The following is an 18,495-nucleotide window of genomic DNA, read 5'->3' on the forward strand; positions in this document are numbered from 1 at the left end:
GTCGGACAGGTGTTTCGGCAAGCCTCCGGGGAAAGGAGTTTTTCGGTTTTGGTCTGGTCAGAACCAACACCCGCTCCTAGACTGGCCACAGTTGCAACCCGCTGCCGCGGGTTTGTCCACCCGATAACCCGTGTGACGTCGGCGTTCCCCACGCCGAGGCGAAGCGCGGGCCATTCATGGCTCCGGCCCGGTCACCACCGTTCCAGGGCCGCCGGGCCGGATGCCGCTGTCCAACCAGATGCGAGGAACGAACATGACCCACGTTGGAACGCTCGACCCCTTCAGCACCCCGACGGTGAAGCTGGAACGGCTCTTCGGCAGGCCGGAGATCGAGGTCTTCGCGAAGCTGGACCTCCTCCAGCTCTCGGGAAGCACCAAGGAACGCACCGCCAGCAGCCTCATTGGGTCGCTCATGGCCTCCGGCAGGCTCGAGCCCGGGGGCCTGATCGTGGAATCGACCTCCGGGAACCTCGGCATCGCGCTGGCCAGGCAATCCGGGGTCCGCGGGATCGGGTTCGTGGCGGTTGTCGACGAGAACGCCAACCGCTCGGCGCTTGAGCTCATGCGCGCGTACGGGGCGAGGATCGAGCTGGTGCGGACCCCCGTCGATGGAAACAAGCTGGCCGCCCGGCGCCAAAGGGTCCAAGAGCTGCTGGGCGAGAATCCCGGGGCCGTGACCACCAACCAATACGGATCGCCGGACAACCCGGATGCGCATTTCACCACGACGATGCCCGAGTTCATGGATGCGGTGGACGGGCGGCTGGACATGCTGTTCGTGGCAACCAGCACCACAGGCACCCTCCTGGGCTGCCAACGGTACCTGCGCCTACACCACCCGGAGACCAAGCTGGTCGCGGTGGATGCGGTTGGATCGGTGTTGTTCGGCGGGGAAGAGGGCGTTCGGCGCTTCCCCGGGTTGGGTGCGGGCATCGTCCCGGAACTGGCCCTGCAGGCCGACCCCGACGTCGTGTGCCGGATCGACGAAATCGACATGGTCAGGGGCTGCCGCATGTTGGCCAGGCGCGAGGGGATCCTGGCGGGGGCCTCGACGGGCGCCATCGTGGCGGCGATGGGGCGGGACCTGCCGGGAATCGAGGAAGGCACGCGCATCGGATTCCTGGTCCACGATTCGGGGGTCCCCTACCTGCACACGGTCTATGACGACGACTGGGTCCGCAGCAACCTTGGCTCCGAACCGGAGCCGGACACCGTTGCCGAGGTGCTGGGCGCCAGCCCCCGATGACGCGCGTGGCGTTCATCGGGGGAGGGCCCAAGTGCCTGTTTGCCCTGCTCGAGCTCCGGGACAGGTGTCCCGACGCGGCGGCCGAAGGGCTGGCCATCGATGTTTTCGACCCCTGTCCGCCCGGTGCCGGGAGGGTCTGGCAGGAGGGCCAGCCCACGGCGTTGCGGCTCAATGTGTCCGCGGGCATCCTCGACGCGGGGCCTTCGGCGGGACCGGAGACCTTCGCGCAATGGGTGGCACGGGTCGAGCCGCGGTACCGCGGGGAGCGCTACCCGCCCCGGGTCGTGGTCGGCAGGTACCTGGCCGAGCAGTTCCGGCACCTCGCCGGGACGGCGGCCTTCGGCCTGACCCACGTCCCGGCCCTGGTCACGGGCGTGGAGCGTGCCGGGGCGCAATGGGAGGTCTTTAGCGATGCCGGGTCGGGGTTGTACGACGAGGTGGTGCTCGCGACCGGACATGGGATGGCCTTGGATGCGCCGGGGCAACCGCTCGCCTCGGCCCGCAACGGCGGCCCGCTGATCGGGGAGTACCCGGCACTGGGCGAGGAAGGCATCCCGGTAGGCAGCCGGGTCCTCATCCGGGGCGCAGCCCTGACCGCCTACGATGCCGTCCTGCTGCTGACCGAGGGCCGCGGCGGACGGTGGACCGAGTCCGCGGGCCCCGAATCCTGGACGCCCTGGCTGCGCTACGTCCCCGGTGGCCGGGAACCGTCCGGGATCACCCTGGCCTCCCGGAGCACCCTGCCCATGGTTCCCAAGCCCGATGAGGTGCCGGAAGACATCCGCAGGTGCATCGACGGGCACCGACAACGGGTCCTTGACTGGGGACGCGAAATCGCCTGCCTCCCGGCGGGCACCGGCGCCGCATACACCGGCCTGTTCAGGATCCTGCTGTCCTGCGCCCTCGACTGCGCGGAACGGTGCGGCTCGCCGGTCACGCCTCTGGATCTGTGGCGCACGGCCCTGACCGGGCGCACGGGAGAGGGGCAGGGCACCGAATCCGCCGCGGAAAACATCCGGCGCAGCATCAGAGCGAACCACCTGCAGGCGCCGCCCACCGCCCAATGGCTGTGGGCCCGGGTGTGGTCGGGCCTGTATCCCGAGGTGGTGCGGGCAGTTTCGCGGGTGCGCTGGCTGCCCGCGCAAGCCAGGCTGTTCCACCGCGTGTCCGGGCAGTTGGAGCGCATGGCCTTCGGTCCTCCCGAGGGGACGGCGCTGAAGCTGCTGGCGCTCTTCGACTGCGGCCTGCTGGATCAGGGCCCGTTCCCGCCGCGGCCGCCGCGGGACACGGTGCTGCTTGACGCCGTCACCCCGCCCGCCGGCGTGCTGGACTCCGCGGCGCCGGGCGGCCGGGCCATGTCCCCTGTCATCGCCGGCCTGCTCGCCGCCGGCGAGGTGCTGGTGCGCGAGGGGGAACGCGGGCTGCTGACCGATGCCGACGGAACCTGCATCGACGCAAACGGCAACCGGAACGAATCCCTGGCCGCGCTCGGCCGTCCCACCGAGGGCCCCACGCTGGGCCATGACACCCTGAACCGCACGCTGCATCCCGAACCCCGCAGCTGGGCCCGGCGCATCGTGCGACAACGACTGCCCCAACACCTTGGAGAACGATCATGAAACCCCTGATGCACGGCACCGCACCGCTGACCGCGCGCCTTGAACCCTGGATGGAGCGGGTGGTCGCTGACGCGGCACAGTGCCGGGAATTGATCGACACGTTCGGATCCCCGGTCAATCTCCACGATTTCTCCTCCCTGGGCCGCAACGTCGAGGAACTGCGTTCGGCCGCGGCCCGGCACTCGGTGGATTTCCAGGTGTACCTGGCGCGCAAGGCCAACAAGACCATCGGCGCCATCGACGCCGCGGTGGACGCGGGGTGCGGGATCGACGTGGCCAGCTTCCACGAACTCGACCAGTGCCTGCGCCGCGGCGTGGACCCGGAACTGATCATTGTCACGGCCGCCGTCAAGTCGCCGGCGCTGCTCAGGCTGGCCCTGGAAAACGGCGTGGTGGTGAGCCTGGACAACCGGGACGAGGCCGAAGACCTGCGGGAAGTTGCCGAGTCCTGCGGAGTGCGTGCCCGCGTCGCCCTGCGCCTGGCCACCGACAACGCCCTGGTGCCGCCAACACGCTTCGGCCTGCGGGCAGCGGAATGGCTCGAATTCCTGGCCGGGCCGCCGGATCCCTCCCGGCTTCGGATCGTCGGGATCCACTTCCACCTCAACGGGTACAGCGCCGAACATCGGGCACTTGCGCTGGCGGAGTCGGTGGAGCTGGTCGACGCCTTGGTGGATTTGGGACATGCGCCCGGCTTCATCGACATGGGCGGGGGCATCCCGATGTCCTATGTGGACAGCGCCGCCCAATGGGCCGGCTTTTGGGAGGCGCTCGCCGGGCAACCGGCCGGCTCGGGGCAAATCACCTGGAAATCCGATTCCCTCGGGGCCGTCGGGAAGAATCCGAGCAAGGACGTCTATCCCTACCACCAGAGCCCGGTCCGCGGGCAATGGCTGGATGCGGTCCTTGCCGCCGAACCGGCCGGGACCGGGAGCAGCATCGCGGAGCTGCTGGCCGGCCGAAACCTCCAGTTGCGCTGCGAGCCCGGGCGTTCCCTGCTGGACGGGTGCGGCATGACGCTTGCAGCTGTCGCGTTCGGGAAGGAACGCAGCGACGGCGTGCCGTTGCTGGGGCTGCACATGAACAGGACGCAGTGCCGATCGACCTCGGCGGATTTCCTGCTCGACCCGATCCTCATCCACGCGGCACGGCCGCGGCGCGCGCGCGAACCGTTCAGCGGTTTCCTGGTGGGCGCCTACTGCATCGAGGAGGAACTGATCCTGCGCCGGCGGTTCGAGTTCCCGCAAGGTGCAGCCCCGAACGATGTCATCGCTTTTCCCAACACCGCCGGCTATCTCATGCACATCGTGGAGAGCGCCTCCCACCAATTGCCGCTGGCCCTCAACGTGTTCCGGGACGGGGAGGCCTGGGTGCAAGACGAGATCGAGTACCGGGTCCTGCAGGCCTGATGGGTGGGCCGGCGGCGCGTCAGCGGATGTCCACGTCATGCGGCATGGCGGTTTTCCGTTGCCGGCGCCAGTGAACCAACTTGGAAACCAGGAACGTGGCCACGGTGGCGACGACACCGAGGATCCCGCCGATCCATGACCCGATGACCAGGGCCACGCCTCGAAGGTCAAGCCCCCGGCCCTCGGAGAGTCCCGGAACGTAGGGCGGCGGAAACACGGCGTCCACGACCAGGCCCGCGAAGCACCCATAGGCGATCGATCCGATGCATCCCAGGAACATGTACCAGTCCAGGGCCCTGGCACCGCGGCGCAGATGCACGAAGACGCCGATCGCCACCAGCGGCACCGCTGCTCCGAGGCAAAGCACCCAGAAGGCGACAAGCTCGTAGTCGTTGTAGTCCATGGGTGCCCGTACCCGTCCCGTGTCGGCGATGAAACGTCAAGTCTATCGGGTGCGTACCGACGCGGTCCGGCGGATTCGGGGGGAGCGGGGGGTGCTTCGAGGTCGGTTGGCTGGGCTGCCGGGCACGTGTCGTCCGTCTCCCGGCCGGGCCGCAACCATCAGGAGTGTGGCGAAAGCGTGGGCACCGCCCGCGGCGGCGGGTAATGAACCCAGCCGTGCGTAGTGGAGACTGGGGGATACCCGTTCACGAAAGATAGGCAATACATGATCAATCTCCAGCAGGACACCGACGGCAACGTCCGGATGAGCCGGCACTTCCCCGCGAAGCTCGCCATCTCCATCGCGTTCACCGACGGGACGCAGGAAGAAGTCACCGGGAGCCGGATGAACGAAATCTATGACGCGGCCCTGGCCGAATTCCGGCTGCAGAACAAGATGGATGCGAAGGGCTTCAAGCGCACTCCGGCCAAGGCCATCCACCGCAAGAACGCGGTGGGGTTCGTGCCGGTCAAGCCCGGCCTGAACCAGTAGCCGAGGACTCCAACAGCCCTCGGCCCAAGCCGCTACGGCAGGTCGAGGGACACCACGGCCATGAAGCCGCGGCCGCTGATGCGCGGGGAGTCTTCCTCCCCGCCGATCACGGTGTCGCGCAGCCCAAGTGTTTCTTCCGATTCCCCGCGCAGCATGGTGGCCTTGCCCTGCAGCATCACGCCGAATTGGGCTCCGAAGAGGTGCTGTTCGCGCTTTTTGGAGAGTTCCACGATGCGCACGTTGCCGCGCACGGCACCGGTGCGCGTGATCAGGTTCAGCGCAAGCACGTCTCCTGTGGGCAGGGCGGCGGCGACGGCGCTGTCGCCGGAGAACCTCAACGGGCGCAGGGCCTCCACCGCATGGGCCGCACCGTCGATGGTGAGTTCGAGAAGCTCGCCGGCGATCACCGTCAGCGTCCGGTCAAAGCCGTCGTAGCGCGTGAATTCCCCGGCCGCTTCGATGGAGGCCACGCTCAGGCGCCAATCCCACGCGTTGCCTTCGGCGGGCAACAGGGTCGCATCGGGTCCCAGCTTTCCGGCGGCGATTTCCCTGACTTCCCCGTGGGCCCATTTCCGCTTGGTGGAGTCGGCCAGGTGCAAGATGGTTCCGGCTGCCAGCATCCGGTTAGTCGTCGTCATGAAAAGAAGTCTAGTGGGCCGCCCTGTCGTATCGGGTCCGGGCGGCGGTCGGTGCTGCTAGGTGAACGCCCCGAGCAGCACGACGATGCCCATGATGGCCAGTGCCCCGGAGGAGACCCGTTCGAGCCAGATGCCTACCGTCGGGCTCTTGAACCATGCCATGGCCCGGGCTGCGATCGCGGTCAGCACCATCAGGTATGCGAAGCCCATGGCCGCGAAGATTGCTCCCAGGATCAACGCCGAACCCAGCATGTTCGATCCGGCAGGGATGAACGGGGGCATCAACGCCAGGAACAGCAGCCCCAGCTTCGGGTTCAGTGCGGCAGAAAGGGCACCTGCCCTCGCCGACTGCACCAACGTGAATTCGGTTTCCGCCGCGGCCACTTTCCTGGTCGTGGTGCGCGCCGTCGCGGCTGACGCGCCGGCAAGGAAGCGCGCCTTGATCAGCGATCCGAGGCCAAGGTAGAGCAGGTAGGCCCCGCCGACGATCGCGATGCCCTGGTGGATGGCCGGGTACGTCTGCAGGAGCGCTGCAACACCCAGGCCGGCCAGGGCCGCCCAGCCCATGATTGAGACCATCATGCCAAGTGCCGCTGCGACCCCGTTGCGCGGACGATTCAGGGCGTAGCGCAGCAGCAGGAAGGTGTCGGGCCCGGGGGCCAGCACCACGACAAGGGCAACCCCGGCGAAGCCAAGGAGGGACGAAGACGGCATGGAAACCATTATCTGGGGCAGCTGCCCGGGCACGCCAATTTGACGTGGCGGTCAAGCAGCGGCTTCGGTCGGGGACGGCCCGCGCAAGCCCGCTGCGGCGACGGCGCCTGTTAGCGGACACGACGCCCCCGACCCGGGCATGCGATCAACCGACGATGCCTGCGCCGAATTCACCTACCCACGCTCAAGCGAAACCACGGCCACGAAGCCGCCGCCGGTGATGGCAGGCGTCGATTCCCCGCCGCCAACGATCGTGTCGTAACGCTCCAGGTCCTGGACGTGTTGCCCGCCCACCTGCAGCGCGGCCGTGCCCTGGAGAAGGACGCCGAGCCGGCCGCCGGTCAGTTGCAGCGGGTGCCCCGGTGACAGTTCCACGATTCGAACATGCCCGCTCACCGTTCCGGTGCGGGCGATCAGGTTGAAGTCCCTGATCGGCCCCTCGGGCAGCGTTGCACTCGTGGCGGCCCCGCCGTCGAAACCAAGCGGGCCGTATCGTTCCAGCCGCCGCTCGGTCCCGTCAATGCGCAGCACCATGCCCACGCCCTCGATGACGGTCAGGATCCGCCACATCCCGGCAAAGGCGGAGAAGTCCCCGGGGGTCTGGACATCTGCAATGCTCAGCCGCCAGTCCCAGTCCTCTCCGGTGGTTGCCTCCGGGTTTCCGGAGCGGTCCAGCCGACCCGAAGCGATCTGCCGGGTCACCCCGCCGCCATTGCGCCACGGGGCGGGCCGAATCCCCGAGTAGGCGATGACGGTCCCGGGGGACAGGTCCTGCTTCTGCTCGGTGCCCGTCTTCCGGTCGGGGGCGGAGGGGGAAATGGACATTATGCCAGCCGGGCTTCGAGCACCGAGTTGGCGGCATCCAGCAGCGAGCCGTCCGCCACCATCTGGAATACGGCCTCGATCTCGGGGGAGAGGAACCTGTCGGTTCCCGGGCCCTCGACGCGGGTGCGGATCTGCCGGCGCACCGCGGTGATGACCGGGGAGGACTTGGAGGAGTCCAGGCCGCCGTCGCGCATGTCCAGGGCGCGGGCGCTGGTGAGCAGCTCGATGGCCAGTACGCGCGCGAGCCCGTCGATTCCCTTGCGCAGCTTCAGTCCCGCGTGCCAGCCCATCGACACGTGGTCCTCCTGCATGGCGGAGGACGGGATCGAGTCCACCGACGCCGGGACGGCCAGGCGCTTGAGCTCGGAGACGATGCCGGCCGCGGTGTACTGGGCGATCATGTGGCCCGAGTCCACCCCGGGGTCGTCGGCCAGGAACGCGTTCAGTCCGTGGTTGCGTGCCTTGTCCAGGAACCTGTCGGTGCGGCGTTCGGAGATGGAAGCGAGGTCGGCCACGGCGATGGCCAGGAAGTCCAGCACGTAGCCGACGGGGGCGCCGTGGAAGTTGCCGTTGGATTCGACCCGGCCGTCGAGGGTGACCACCGGGTTGTCGATGGCCGAGGCCAACTCGAGGGCGGCCACGGATTCGGCGTGCGCCAGGGTCGCGCGCACCGCGCCGTGCACCTGCGGGGCGCAGCGCAGCGAATAGGCGTCCTGGACCCGGGTGAACTTGTGGGCGCCGGACTTTTGCTCCTCGATTAGGGGCGAGCCGGCCAGGACGCCGCGCATGTTGGCGGCCGAGTCGCGCTGGCCCGGGTGCGGGCGCAGGGCGTGCAGGTCCTGCGCGAAGACGGCATCGGTGCCCAGCAGCCCCTCGATGCTCATGGCTGCCGAGAGGTCGGCGATGCTGACCAGCGCATGGAGGTCGGCCGCGGCCAGGAGCAGCATGCCGAGCATCCCGTCGGTGCCGTTGACCAGTGCGAGCCCCTCCTTTTCGGCCAGGACCACCGGGGCGATGCCCGCGGCGGCCAGTGCCTCGGAGGCGTCCATCGCGGTGCCCGCGGCGTCGCGGACCGGGCCCTCGCCCATCAACGCCAGGGCGGCGTGGGACAACGGGGCCAGGTCCCCGGAACAGCCCAGGGAGCCGTACTCGCCGATGACCGGGGTGATTCCCGCGTTGAGGATCGCGGCGTAGGTGGTTGCCACGATCGGGCGGACTCCGGTGCGGCCGGTGGCCAGGGTTGAAATGCGGTTGAGCATCAGCGCGCGGACCACCTCGCGCGGCACCTCGGCGCCGGAGGAAGCCGCGTGCGAACGGATCAGCGAGCGCTGCAGCTGGGCGCGCAGTTCGATCGGAATCTGCTTGGTGGCCAGTGCCCCGAAGCCGGTGGACACTCCGTAGTGCGGGACGGTGTCGCTGACCAGTGCGTCGATCACGGCGCGCGAGGACTCGATGGCGGCAAGTGCGTCGGCGCCCAGTTCCACCTGCGCACCGTGGCGTGCCACTGCGACGACGTCCTGTGGCTTCAACGCGCCGGTCGAGATGGTGATGCTGGCATTCATGGGTTCTTCCTTCTGACAGGTGGGTTTTCCGTGGTGTCGTGTGAGCCGGATCTCGCAAACACTTGCCAAGGGATGAAATTAGCGTTTCAATAAGTGAAACGCATCACGTGGCTCCGGGGCAAGCCCCCAGGGGTTTGAATTTTGTCCCAGGGCGCCAAGCGGCACCCAAAGGCAGGCGTTCCGGAGACCGAAACACCCAGATGGAGGAATACCGTGGCAGAACCGGCAACCCGAACCGTGGAACGAGCCCTGCAATTGCTCGGCGCCGTCTGCGATGCAGGGGCGGTGTCGTTGGCAGAAGTCTCCCGCGAGACGGAACTCTCGGCCTCCACGGCCCTGCGGCTGCTGCGCACCCTGGAAAACAGCGGCTTTGTGCGCAAGGACGCGGACGGGGAATACCGGCCCGGCCTGCGCCTGGTGCAGCTCGGCGCCCAGGCCCTGAGCCACGAGTCGCTGATCCACCTGGCCGCACCGGCCCTGCAGCGACTGGTCGACGCGACAGGCGAATCCGCCTACCTTTCGGTGCGCGGACACCAGGGCACGGGCAGCGACCACGCCGTGTACCTGGCCATCGCCGAGGGAACCCACTCGGTGCGCCACGCCTCCTGGGTGGGTCGCAGCGTCCCCCTGGAGGGATCCAGCCTGGGAGTCGTGTTCGCCGGAAAGACCCCGGACGCCGGTTACGTGGTCTCCGACAAGGGCGTCGAGGTCGACGTCACGGCCATCGCCGCCCCCTTGCGGCAGCTCGGGGCAACCGGAGCCGCGGACGACGGCGGACCCGTGGCCGCGATATCCGTCGTTGCCCCCAGCTACCGGATGAACCCGGCAGAGGTCGAGCGCATCGGCCAACTGGTCGCCGCCGAGGCCCGGGCGCTGCTGGGCCTGGCCGTCGGCAGCTAGCCCGGCGCCCGCGCCGGCCGCGCCTCGATTCCCCACGACAACCCACGTTGCACCGCCCGAACGGGCACCACCAGATCAAGAACCACCGACAAGGAGAACCATCCGATGAGCTTCACCCAGCACGATCCGTCCCGCGTCATCCGCGCCCCGCGCGGCACCAAGCTGACCGCCAAGTCCTGGGCCACCGAGGCCCCGCTGCGCATGCTGATGAACAACCTCGACCCGGAGGTCGCCGAGCGCCCCGAGGACCTGGTCGTCTACGGCGGCACCGGACGTGCGGCCCGTTCCTGGGAGGCCTACGACGCGATCATCAAGACGCTGACGGACCTGGAAGAGGACGAAACGCTGCTGATCCAGTCCGGCAAGCCGGTCGGCGTCTTCCGCACCAACAAGTGGGCCCCGCGGGTGCTGATCGCCAACTCCAACCTGGTGGGGGACTGGGCCACCTGGCCCGAGTTCCGCAAGCTGGAGGCCGAGGGCCTGATGATGTACGGGCAGATGACCGCCGGGTCCTGGATCTACATCGGCACCCAGGGCATCCTGCAGGGAACCTATGAGACCTTCGCCGCCATTGGCGCCAAGCGCTTCGGCGGCACGCTGGCCAACACCCTGACCCTGACCGGCGGATGCGGCGGCATGGGCGGGGCCCAGCCGTTGGCGGTCACCCTCAACGGCGGCGCCTGCCTGATTGTCGACGTGTCCGAGGAGCGCCTGCGCCGCCGGGCGTCCAAGCGCTACCTCGACGAGGTCGAGCTGGACCTGGACACCGCCCTGGCCAAGGTCACCGCCGCGAAGAACGAGGGCCGGGGGCTCTCGGTGGGCTACGTCGGCAACGCCGCCGAGGTCTTCCCCGAGCTGCTGCGCCGCCAGAAGGCCGGCGAGGTCGCCTTCGACATCGTCACCGACCAGACCTCCGCGCACGACCCGCTTTCCTACCTGCCGGTGGAATACACCCTGGAACAGTGGGACTCCGAGGCCAAGTCCGATCCGGAGGGCTTCACCAAGAAGGCCCAGGTGTCCATGGCCCGCCACGTGGAGGCGATGGTCGGCTTCCAGGACATCGGCGCCGAGGTCTTCGACTACGGCAACTCCATCCGCGACGAGGCCCGCCAGGGCGGCTACGACCGGGCGTTCGAGTTCCCGGGCTTCGTCCCGGCCTACATCCGTCCGCTCTTCTGCGAGGGCCTTGGCCCGTTCCGCTGGGTGGCGCTCTCCGGGGACCCGGAGGACATCCGCGTCACCGACGAGGCGCTCAAGGAGCTCTTCCCGGAAAACGGGCACCTGCACCGCTGGCTGGATGCCGCCGCCGAACACGTCGAATTCGAGGGCCTGCCGGCGCGCATCTGCTGGCTGGGCTACGGCGACCGCGCCAAGGCCGGCGTGCTGTTCAACAAGCTGGTCGCCGAGGGCAAGGTCTCCGCGCCGATCGTGATCGGCCGTGACCACCTTGACTCCGGCTCCGTGGCATCCCCGTACCGCGAAACCGAATCCATGAAGGACGGCTCGGACGCCATCGCCGACTGGCCCCTGCTCAACGCCCTGACCGCCACCAGCTCCGGTGCCACCTGGGTCTCCATCCACCACGGCGGCGGGGTCGGCATCGGCCGCTCCATCCACGCCGGACAGGTCTCCGTCGCCGACGGCTCCGAGCTGGCCGCGGCCAAGCTGGAGGCGCTGCTGACCAACGACCCGGGCATGGGCGTGATCCGCCACGTGGATGCCGGCTACGAACGCGCCATCGAGGTCGCCCAGGAGCGCGGCGTGCGCATCCCGATGGCCCAATAGAATTCCCCCTCCCACTCGAAAAAGGACAACTCCCATGTCTGGAACGAACAACACCGAGCTCGATGTCCAACGCACCTCCGCGCAGCCGCGGGGCAAGTGGCGATTCTTCGTCTACAGCCTCATTGGCGTCTTCATGTTCTTCATCCCGATCACCATCGGCGGGAAGGAGACGATCCCGCTGGACCACCTGGTCGGCTGGATCATCGCGGGGCTCGGCGACGCGGTGCGCTTCGTGGCCCTGGGGCTCATCCTTGCCGGGACGATCTACCCGTTCGCCTCCGGGCGGTGGCGCGAGTCGGGCATCAAGAAGGTGTTCGCGTTCCTGAACATCATCGGCCTGGCCACCGGCACGATGCTGGTGTTCAACGCGGGCCCGGCGCTGCTCTTCGAACCGGACCTGGGACCCTTCCTCTTCGACAAGCTCGTGATCCCCGTGGGCATGATCGTTCCGGTCGGGGCCATCTTCCTGGCGCTGCTGGTGGGCTACGGGCTGATGGAGTTCGTCGGCGTGCTGGTCCAGCGCGTGATGCGCCCGATCTGGCGCACCCCGGGCCGCTCGGCCGTCGACGCCGTCGCCTCCTTCGTGGGCAGCTACTCGCTGGGCCTGCTGATCACCGACCGGATGTACCAGTCCGGGCGCTACACCGCCCGGGAGTCGGCGATCATCGCCACGGGCTTCTCCACCGTCTCGGTCACCTTCATGGTGATCGTGGCCAAGACGCTGGACATCATGCACCTGTGGCTGCCCTACTTCTTCCTCTCCTTCGGCGTCACCTTCCTGGTCACCGCCATCTGCGTGCGGCTTCCCCCGCTCAGCCGCATCAAGGACGACTACTACCCGCACGCCGTCGCCTCCCCGGAGGAGAAGGTCACCACCCGCCGGCTGGCCACCGCGTGGAACGAGGCCATGGGGATGCTCGAGTCCGCCCCCTCGCTGGGGCGCAACATCTGGATGAACTTCCGCGACGGGCTGCTCATGGCCATGGCGATCCTGCCCTCGATCCTCTCGGTCGGGCTGATCGGGCTGCTGCTGGCCCGCTTCACCCCGATCTTCGACTGGCTGGGCTACATCTTCGTGCCGATCACCTGGGCCGTGGGACTGCCCGACCCGGTGCTGGCAGCCAAGGCCTCCGCCGTGGGCATCGCCGAGATGTTCCTGCCGGCCACCGTGGTAGCCGGACACCCCTCCGAGCACCTGCGGCTGGTCATCGCGGTCGTCTGCGTCTCGGCGATCATCTTCTTCTCCGCCGTGGTGCCGTGCATCCTGGCAACCCGGATACCGTTGAAGGTCTGGCACCTGGTCGTCATCTGGGCCCAGCGCGTCGCCCTGACCCTGCTCATCGCCAGCCCCGTTGCCTACCTCATGGTCGGCAGATAGGAATCATGAACTTGCCTACCAACACCGTCAACTCGCTGCTTGCGGCCATTGCCGACACCGGACGCGACGCCACGCGCGGGGGCTACTCGCGCCCCGTGTACTCGGACGCGGAGATCACCCTGCGCGAGTGGTTCACCGCGGAGGCCGGGGCCCGCGGCCTCGAGGTCTCCACCGATGCCAACGGCATCATCTGGGCCTGGTGGGATACGCCCGGTTCCGCCAGGGATGCGGCATCGCGCCGCGGCGCCCTGGTCACCGGATCCCACCTGGACTCGGTGCCCGGGGGCGGCGCCTTCGACGGCCCGCTGGGCGTGGCCAGCGCGCTGGCGGCCTTCGACGTGCTGGCGGCGCGCGAGGCCTCCGGCTCGCTGCAACGCAACAGGGCACTGGCCCTGGCGGTCTTCCCGGAGGAGGAGGGCTCGCGCTTCGGGGTTGCCTGCCTGGGCTCGCGGCTGCTCACCGGCGCCATCGACCCGGCCAGGGCGCTGAACCTGCGCGATGCGGCGGGAAACACCTTCGCCGACGTGGCGGCGGCCAACGGCCTTGACCCCGCACGCATGGGCAGGGACGAGGCGGCGCTGGCCGGCATCGGCGACTTCATCGAGCTGCACGTGGAGCAGGGCCGCGGACTGAACACCGAGGAACACACCGACGCCGCCGGCCGCGGGCCGGCCGTGGCGATCGGCAACTCCATCCTGGGCCACGGACGCTGGCGGCTGAGCTTTGCCGGGCAGGGCAACCACGCCGGCACCACGCTCATGGTGGACAGGGCGGATCCCATGGTCGCCGCCGCGGCGCTGGTGGTGAAGGTCCGCGAGGTCGCCCGCGCCCAGGCCGACGCCCGGGCCACCGTGGGCAGGCTCGAACCGGTCCCCGGCGGGACCAACGTGATTGCCTCGCGGGTGGACCTCTGGCTCGATGTGCGCCACCCCGACGATGCGGTCACCGCGATGCTGGTGGAGAAGATCCACGGCCAGGCCCAAAGGATCGCCGCCTTCGAGGGATGCACCGTGGTGCTCACCGAGGAATCCCTCTCCGGAACCGTGAACTTCGACCCGGCCCTGACCCGGGCGCTGGAAAAATCGGTGCACCGGCTCATCCCCAACGCGCCCCTGCTGCCCACCGGTGCCGGACACGACGCCGGCGTGCTGGCAGCGGAGGTTCCCTCCGGCATGATCTACGTGCGCAACCCCTCGGGCATCAGCCACTCGCCGGAGGAATACGTGGAGCACGACGACGCCGCCGCGGGTGTCGCGGCGCTCGCCGACGTGCTGGAGGACCTGCTGTGAGCCCGCAGGGGACCGCGTCGCCGCAGACGGTGCGGGTGCCGGCGCCGGTGAACGCCCACTCCCATGCCTTCCACCGGATCCTGCGCGGGCGCACCCACGAGGGCGCAGACGGCGGAGCCGGGGACTTCTGGACCTGGCGCGAGCACATGTACGCCGCGGCCCAGACACTGGGCCCCGCGGCATACCAGCAGCTTGCCACCGCGGTCTTCGCGGAGATGGTGGCCGCCGGGTACAGCGCCGTGGGGGAGTTCCACTACCTGCACCACCGGATCGACGGGACACCCTATGGGGCCCGGGGTTCTGACGAGGAGCCGCACGCCATGGAACTGGCCCTGGGCCGGGCGGCCCTGGCGGCGGGCATCCGCCTGGTGCTGCTGGACACCTGCTACCTCCGGGGCGGGCTGGCCGCGGACGGGTCGGTGCTGGAACTCGATGAAACCCAGGCCCGCTTCAGCGACGGCACCGTGGAGGGCTGGCTTCGGCGCCACGGGCAACTGGGCACCGCACTGGCGGAACTGGATGCCGGGGCAGGACTGCTCAGCCTCGGCGCCGCGGTGCACTCGGTGCGCGCGGTGGCCCCCGCGGACCTGGCGGCGATCGCCGCACGGCTGGATCCCGCGCTGCCCCTGCACGTGCACCTCTCCGAGCAGCCAGCGGAAAACGACGCCTGCCACAACGCCTACGGAACCAGCCCCACGGGGCTGCTCCAGGAGGCCGGCCTGCTCGGCCCGCGGCTATCGGCGGTGCACGCCACGCACCTGAGCGGATCCGACATCGCGGCACTGGGCCGCGGGAAGGCCGGCATCGTCATGTGCCCCACCACCGAGGCCGACCTCGGCGACGGGATCGGGCCCGCCCGGGAACTTGCCGACGCCGGCGCCCACATTTGCCTGGGCAGCGACCAGCACGCGGTGCTCGATCCCTACCTCGAGCAGCGCGCCCTTGAACATGCCGAGCGCCTGCGCAGCGGCAAGCGCGGACGGTTCTCGCCCACGGAGCTCTCCGCCGCAGCCCGCGAGGGCGGGCTGCGCTCCCTGGGGCTGGGGGACAACGACGACTTCCTGCTGGTGCGCACCGATTCGGTGCGCACCGCCGGCTCACGCTCCGGCCAGCTCCCGCTCACCGCCACGGCGGCCGACATCGCCGAGGTCCATATCAACGGGCAGCTGGTCGCCCGCGACGGCATCCACACCCGGCTGGGCGACCCGGCCAAGCTGTACACCGCCTTCTTCACCGAGAACCCGGAGTTTTCATGAGCACCACGCTGATCACCAATCTGTCCGAGGCCTTCACGGCCGATGCCGAGCTCCGTGTCGTCAAGGACGCGGCAATCCTCATTGACGGCGACAAGATCGCCTGGATCGGGCCTGCGACCGAGGCCCCGCGGGCCGGGAAGACCGTCGACGCCGGCCACCGCGCGGCGCTGCCGGGCTGGGTGGATTCACACAGCCACCTGGTCTTCGCCGGGGACCGCAGCGCCGAGTTCGTGGCGCGCATGGCCGGGCAGGACTATGCGGCCGGCGGCATCGCCGTCACCACCGCGGCGACGCGGGCGGCCAGCGACTACGACCTCACCCGCCTGGTCATGGGGCGTGCCGCCGAGGCGCTGGCAGGGGGAACCACCTATCTGGAGACCAAGACCGGATACGGATTGGGCGTGGAAGAGGAAGCGCGGCATGCCCGCATCGCCTCGACGGTCGTGGATAAGGTGACGTTCCTCGGGGCCCACCTGGTGCCCGCGGGCATGGACGCCCAGGAGTACACGGACCTGGTCTGCGGGGAAATGCTCGAACGCGTGGCCCCCTACGTGCAGTTTGCCGACGTCTTCTGCGAGCGCGGGGCCTTCAACGAGGCGCAGTCCCGCCAGGTCCTCACCGCGGCGCGGGATGCCGGCCTGGGGCTGCGCGTCCACGGCAACCAGCTGGGCCCCGGTCCCGGGGTGCAACTGGCCGTGGAGTTCGGTGCCGCCAGCGTCGACCACGTGAACTACCTAGATGAAGCGGATGTGACGGCGCTCGCCGGTTCCTGGAAGGACTGGGATGCGGCCAGGCGAACGGGCGTTGCTGGGACGGTGGCGACCTGCCTGCCGGCCTGCGACCTTTCAACCCGCCAGCCCCTGGCACCTGGCCGGGAACTGCTGGACGCCGGGGTGCAAATCGCCCTGGCCTCGAATTGCAACCCTGGGACCTCCTACACCTCATCCATGGCGTTTTGCGTGGCCACGGCAGTATTGCAGATGCACCTGAGCATCGAGGAGGCCATTGTCGCGGCCACCTACGGGGGAGCGCTCGCGCTGGGCGTGCAGGAAGCCGTGGGGTCCCTGGAGGTCGGAAAACGGGCGGACATCCAGCTGCTCAACGCCCCCTCGGTGGCGCACCTGGCCTACCGGCCGGGCATGAACCTGACCGGTCCGGTGTTCCGTGCGGGGGTGCTGGCGGCGGGACGCCTCTAGCGAACCGCTTCGTGAGGGAGGGCACCTTCGTGATAAACAAGGAGCATGGCTATTACTGCACTCAAAGGTTCCCCCGTCCAGATCATTGGCGAGCTGCCCGCCGTTGGCGAAACCGCTCCTGACTTCACGCTCACCGGCGCCGACCTCGGCGATGTCACCAGCACCGAGCTGCGCGGCAAGCGCGTCGTGCTGAACATCTTCCCGTCCATCGACACCGGCGTCTGCGCTTCCTCGGTCCGCCGCTTCAACGAGCTGGCCTCGGGACTCGAGAACACCGCCGTCGTCTGCGCCTCGGCCGACCTGCCGTTCGCGCTGGGCCGTTTCTGCGGTGCCGAGGGCATCGAAAACGTCGTTCCGACCTCGACCTTCCGCTCCGACTTCGGCGCCGAATTCGGCCTCACCCTGGGCGACGGCCCGATGCAGGGCCTGCTGGCCCGCGCGATCGTCGTCCTGGACGAGAACGGCGCCGTCCTGCACACCGAGGTCGTCCCGGAGATCACGACCGAGCCGAACTACGACGCAGCCATCGCGGCACTGTCCAACTAACGCCTAGGCCGAGGGGGCCGGCGCCGGATCCAGGATTTTCTTGGGTCCGGCGCCGGCCCCTTTTTCGTTTTCCGGCTCGTTGCCTGGCGCGGACATCCCGGGGCCGGTGGCGCGGATTCCAAGCGTGACGGGATGTGAAACGAGCCCCGCCGCTTAAGACTTTTTGTGATCGGTAGACAAGTCAAACGATCATAAGCAATCATAGTAGGGAAGAGCTTGCCATTCCCGGGCACCTTCACGGGCACCGGGTCACAGAAGGAGACTGTCTTGAGCGACACCAGCCAGCTTGGCCACCACATGGACGCCGAACTCACCTCGCAGCCCGAGATGTGGGAACGTGCAATCGCCCAGTCCAAGGCCGAGAGCCTGCTGCCGGCCGACGGCAAGCGCGTGGCCGTCGTGGGCTGCGGCACCTCCTGGTTCATGGCCCAGGCCTACGCCGCCGCCCGCGAATCCGCCGGCAAGGGCGTCACCGATGCGTTCGCCGCCTCCGAGGCCTTCATCGCCACCCGCGACTACGACGTGCTGGTGGCCATCACCCGCTCGGGCACCACCTCCGAGGTCCTGGAACTGCTGGCGGAGCTTGACGGATCCATCCCGACCGTCGCGGTCATCGGCGACATCACCTCCCCGATCGTGTCCAAGGTCGATGCCGTGGTCCAGCTGCCGTACGCGGATGAGGAATCGGTGGTGCAGACCCGCTTTGCCACCACCGCACTGGCCTACCTGCTCACCAGTGCCGGGGTCGACCTCACCGACGCCGTGGCCGAGGCCAGGGTTGCCGTCACGGCCCAGACCCCGGCGGAACTGATCGACGCCGAGCAATTCACCTTCCTGGGCCGCGGCTGGAGCGTCGGTCTGGCCCACGAGGCTGCGCTGAAGATGCGCGAGGCCGTGCAGGGCTGGACCGAGTCCTACCCCGCCATGGACTACCGCCACGGCCCCATCGCCATCGCCGCACCAAACCGCGTCACCTGGATGCTCGGCGAGGAGCCCGAGGGCCTGGCCGGGGACATGGTGCGCACCGGCGCCCTGTACATCAACAACGACGTGCACCCGCTGGCCGAGCTGGCCCGCATCCACCGCGTCACGCTGGACCGCGCCCGTACCCGGGGCATGAACCCGGATGCGCCGCGCAACCTGACGCGCTCGGTCATCCTCTCCGACGAGGCCTAGGCAAGCGACCGGGAGTCCCTGA

At 69.1% G+C, this 18,495-nt stretch carries 17 protein-coding genes; 12 read left to right on the forward strand and 5 right to left on the reverse strand.

What is annotated here, in order from left to right; all coding sequences use genetic code 11:
• Positions 1-253 precede the first annotated feature (253 nt).
• Genes AC6CHY_RS05210 through AC6CHY_RS05220 form a run of 3 tightly spaced genes read left to right on the forward strand, consistent with a single transcriptional unit; the run spans position 254 to position 4,274 of the window.
• On the forward strand, positions 254-1,246 hold the full coding sequence (locus tag AC6CHY_RS05210) for a pyridoxal-phosphate dependent enzyme (protein WP_217389711.1): 993 nt from the start codon (positions 254-256) through the stop codon (positions 1,244-1,246).
• A complete protein-coding gene (locus AC6CHY_RS05215; protein ID WP_498225841.1) occupies positions 1,243-2,865 on the forward strand; it encodes an FAD/NAD(P)-binding protein in 1,623 nt (540 codons plus the stop codon). The genes AC6CHY_RS05210 and AC6CHY_RS05215 overlap by 4 nt, the downstream gene beginning before the upstream one ends.
• Positions 2,862-4,274 carry an alanine racemase gene (locus AC6CHY_RS05220; RefSeq protein ID WP_498225843.1) on the forward strand — a complete coding sequence of 471 codons (1,413 nt, stop codon included), beginning with the start codon at positions 2,862-2,864 and terminating at the stop codon, positions 4,272-4,274. The genes AC6CHY_RS05215 and AC6CHY_RS05220 overlap by 4 nt, the downstream gene beginning before the upstream one ends.
• Positions 4,275-4,293: 19 nt before the next feature.
• Here AC6CHY_RS05220 and AC6CHY_RS05225 read toward each other — a convergent pair whose 3' ends face one another.
• Positions 4,294-4,677, reverse strand: coding sequence for a hypothetical protein (locus AC6CHY_RS05225; protein WP_498225844.1), 384 nt, complete (start codon positions 4,675-4,677; stop codon positions 4,294-4,296).
• 264 nt (positions 4,678-4,941) lie between these two features.
• On the opposite strand from AC6CHY_RS05225, the gene AC6CHY_RS05230 reads away from it, so the two are divergent.
• Positions 4,942-5,208, forward strand: a complete 267-nt coding sequence (locus tag AC6CHY_RS05230) for a hypothetical protein (protein WP_217389707.1) — start codon at positions 4,942-4,944, stop codon at positions 5,206-5,208.
• Between the two features lie 32 nt (positions 5,209-5,240).
• On the opposite strand, the gene AC6CHY_RS05235 is transcribed toward AC6CHY_RS05230, so the two are convergent.
• The 4 genes from AC6CHY_RS05235 to hutH all read right to left on the reverse strand — a co-directional run bounded on the left by AC6CHY_RS05235 (position 5,241) and on the right by hutH (position 8,947).
• The gene (locus AC6CHY_RS05235) at positions 5,241-5,846 is read right to left on the reverse strand and encodes a HutD/Ves family protein (protein ID WP_498225847.1); all 606 of its coding nucleotides are present in this window, start codon (positions 5,844-5,846) and stop codon (positions 5,241-5,243) included.
• Between the two features lie 57 nt (positions 5,847-5,903).
• Positions 5,904-6,560: a LysE family translocator gene (locus tag AC6CHY_RS05240; RefSeq protein ID WP_217389706.1), complete on the reverse strand. Its 657-nt coding sequence runs from the start codon at positions 6,558-6,560 to the stop codon at positions 5,904-5,906.
• Positions 6,561-6,734: 174 nt separating this feature from the next.
• Positions 6,735-7,385, reverse strand: coding sequence for a HutD/Ves family protein (locus AC6CHY_RS05245; RefSeq protein ID WP_498225848.1), 651 nt, complete (start codon positions 7,383-7,385; stop codon positions 6,735-6,737).
• Positions 7,385-8,947 carry a histidine ammonia-lyase gene (gene hutH, locus AC6CHY_RS05250; RefSeq protein ID WP_498225850.1) on the reverse strand — a complete coding sequence of 521 codons (1,563 nt, stop codon included), beginning with the start codon at positions 8,945-8,947 and terminating at the stop codon, positions 7,385-7,387. Before hutH ends, AC6CHY_RS05245 begins: the two co-directional genes overlap by 1 nt.
• A gap of 213 nt (positions 8,948-9,160) precedes the next feature.
• Between hutH and AC6CHY_RS05255 the strand changes: the two genes are divergently transcribed.
• From AC6CHY_RS05255 to AC6CHY_RS05290, 8 genes are all read left to right on the forward strand, one after another.
• Positions 9,161-9,847 carry an IclR family transcriptional regulator gene (locus tag AC6CHY_RS05255; RefSeq protein ID WP_217389704.1) on the forward strand — a complete coding sequence of 229 codons (687 nt, stop codon included), beginning with the start codon at positions 9,161-9,163 and terminating at the stop codon, positions 9,845-9,847.
• Positions 9,848-9,952: 105 nt separating this feature from the next.
• A complete protein-coding gene (gene hutU, locus AC6CHY_RS05260; RefSeq protein ID WP_498225852.1) occupies positions 9,953-11,632 on the forward strand; it encodes a urocanate hydratase in 1,680 nt (559 codons plus the stop codon).
• 34 nt (positions 11,633-11,666) lie between these two features.
• Positions 11,667-13,010 carry a YjiH family protein gene (locus AC6CHY_RS05265; RefSeq protein WP_498225854.1) on the forward strand — a complete coding sequence of 448 codons (1,344 nt, stop codon included), beginning with the start codon at positions 11,667-11,669 and terminating at the stop codon, positions 13,008-13,010.
• A 5-nt stretch (positions 13,011-13,015) separates the two neighbouring features.
• Positions 13,016-14,299, forward strand: a complete 1,284-nt coding sequence (locus AC6CHY_RS05270; protein WP_498225855.1) for an allantoate amidohydrolase — start codon at positions 13,016-13,018, stop codon at positions 14,297-14,299.
• Positions 14,296-15,555: a formimidoylglutamate deiminase gene (locus tag AC6CHY_RS05275; RefSeq protein ID WP_498225856.1), complete on the forward strand. Its 1,260-nt coding sequence runs from the start codon at positions 14,296-14,298 to the stop codon at positions 15,553-15,555. Before AC6CHY_RS05270 ends, AC6CHY_RS05275 begins: the two co-directional genes overlap by 4 nt.
• Positions 15,552-16,751, forward strand: coding sequence for an imidazolonepropionase (gene hutI / locus AC6CHY_RS05280; protein ID WP_498225857.1), 1,200 nt, complete (start codon positions 15,552-15,554; stop codon positions 16,749-16,751). Before AC6CHY_RS05275 ends, hutI begins: the two co-directional genes overlap by 4 nt.
• A gap of 45 nt (positions 16,752-16,796) precedes the next feature.
• Positions 16,797-17,297: a thiol peroxidase gene (tpx, locus tag AC6CHY_RS05285; RefSeq protein WP_217389698.1), complete on the forward strand. Its 501-nt coding sequence runs from the start codon at positions 16,797-16,799 to the stop codon at positions 17,295-17,297.
• Between the two features lie 297 nt (positions 17,298-17,594).
• Positions 17,595-18,473: an SIS domain-containing protein gene (locus AC6CHY_RS05290; RefSeq protein ID WP_498226194.1), complete on the forward strand. Its 879-nt coding sequence runs from the start codon at positions 17,595-17,597 to the stop codon at positions 18,471-18,473.
• The last annotated feature ends 22 nt before the right edge of the window (positions 18,474-18,495 follow it).

The sequence above is a fragment of the Paeniglutamicibacter sp. GQ140 genome (assembly GCF_059759235.1).

Coding starts and splice junctions, on each gene's coding strand:
- AC6CHY_RS05210 (WP_217389711.1), top strand. CDS start 254: ATGACCCACGTTGGAACGCTCGACCCCTTCAGCACCCCGACGGTGAAG.
- AC6CHY_RS05240 (WP_217389706.1), bottom strand. CDS start 6,560: ATGCCGTCTTCGTCCCTCCTTGGCTTCGCCGGGGTTGCCCTTGTCGTG.
- AC6CHY_RS05270 (WP_498225855.1), top strand. CDS start 13,016: ATGAACTTGCCTACCAACACCGTCAACTCGCTGCTTGCGGCCATTGCC.
- hutH (WP_498225850.1), bottom strand. CDS start 8,947: ATGAATGCCAGCATCACCATCTCGACCGGCGCGTTGAAGCCACAGGAC.
- hutI (WP_498225857.1), top strand. CDS start 15,552: ATGAGCACCACGCTGATCACCAATCTGTCCGAGGCCTTCACGGCCGAT.
- AC6CHY_RS05245 (WP_498225848.1), bottom strand. CDS start 7,385: ATGTCCATTTCCCCCTCCGCCCCCGACCGGAAGACGGGCACCGAGCAG.
- AC6CHY_RS05220 (WP_498225843.1), top strand. CDS start 2,862: ATGAAACCCCTGATGCACGGCACCGCACCGCTGACCGCGCGCCTTGAA.
- AC6CHY_RS05230 (WP_217389707.1), top strand. CDS start 4,942: ATGATCAATCTCCAGCAGGACACCGACGGCAACGTCCGGATGAGCCGG.
- AC6CHY_RS05235 (WP_498225847.1), bottom strand. CDS start 5,846: ATGACGACGACTAACCGGATGCTGGCAGCCGGAACCATCTTGCACCTG.
- hutU (WP_498225852.1), top strand. CDS start 9,953: ATGAGCTTCACCCAGCACGATCCGTCCCGCGTCATCCGCGCCCCGCGC.
- AC6CHY_RS05265 (WP_498225854.1), top strand. CDS start 11,667: ATGTCTGGAACGAACAACACCGAGCTCGATGTCCAACGCACCTCCGCG.
- AC6CHY_RS05290 (WP_498226194.1), top strand. CDS start 17,595: ATGGACGCCGAACTCACCTCGCAGCCCGAGATGTGGGAACGTGCAATC.
- AC6CHY_RS05225 (WP_498225844.1), bottom strand. CDS start 4,677: ATGGACTACAACGACTACGAGCTTGTCGCCTTCTGGGTGCTTTGCCTC.
- AC6CHY_RS05215 (WP_498225841.1), top strand. CDS start 1,243: ATGACGCGCGTGGCGTTCATCGGGGGAGGGCCCAAGTGCCTGTTTGCC.
- tpx (WP_217389698.1), top strand. CDS start 16,797: ATGGCTATTACTGCACTCAAAGGTTCCCCCGTCCAGATCATTGGCGAG.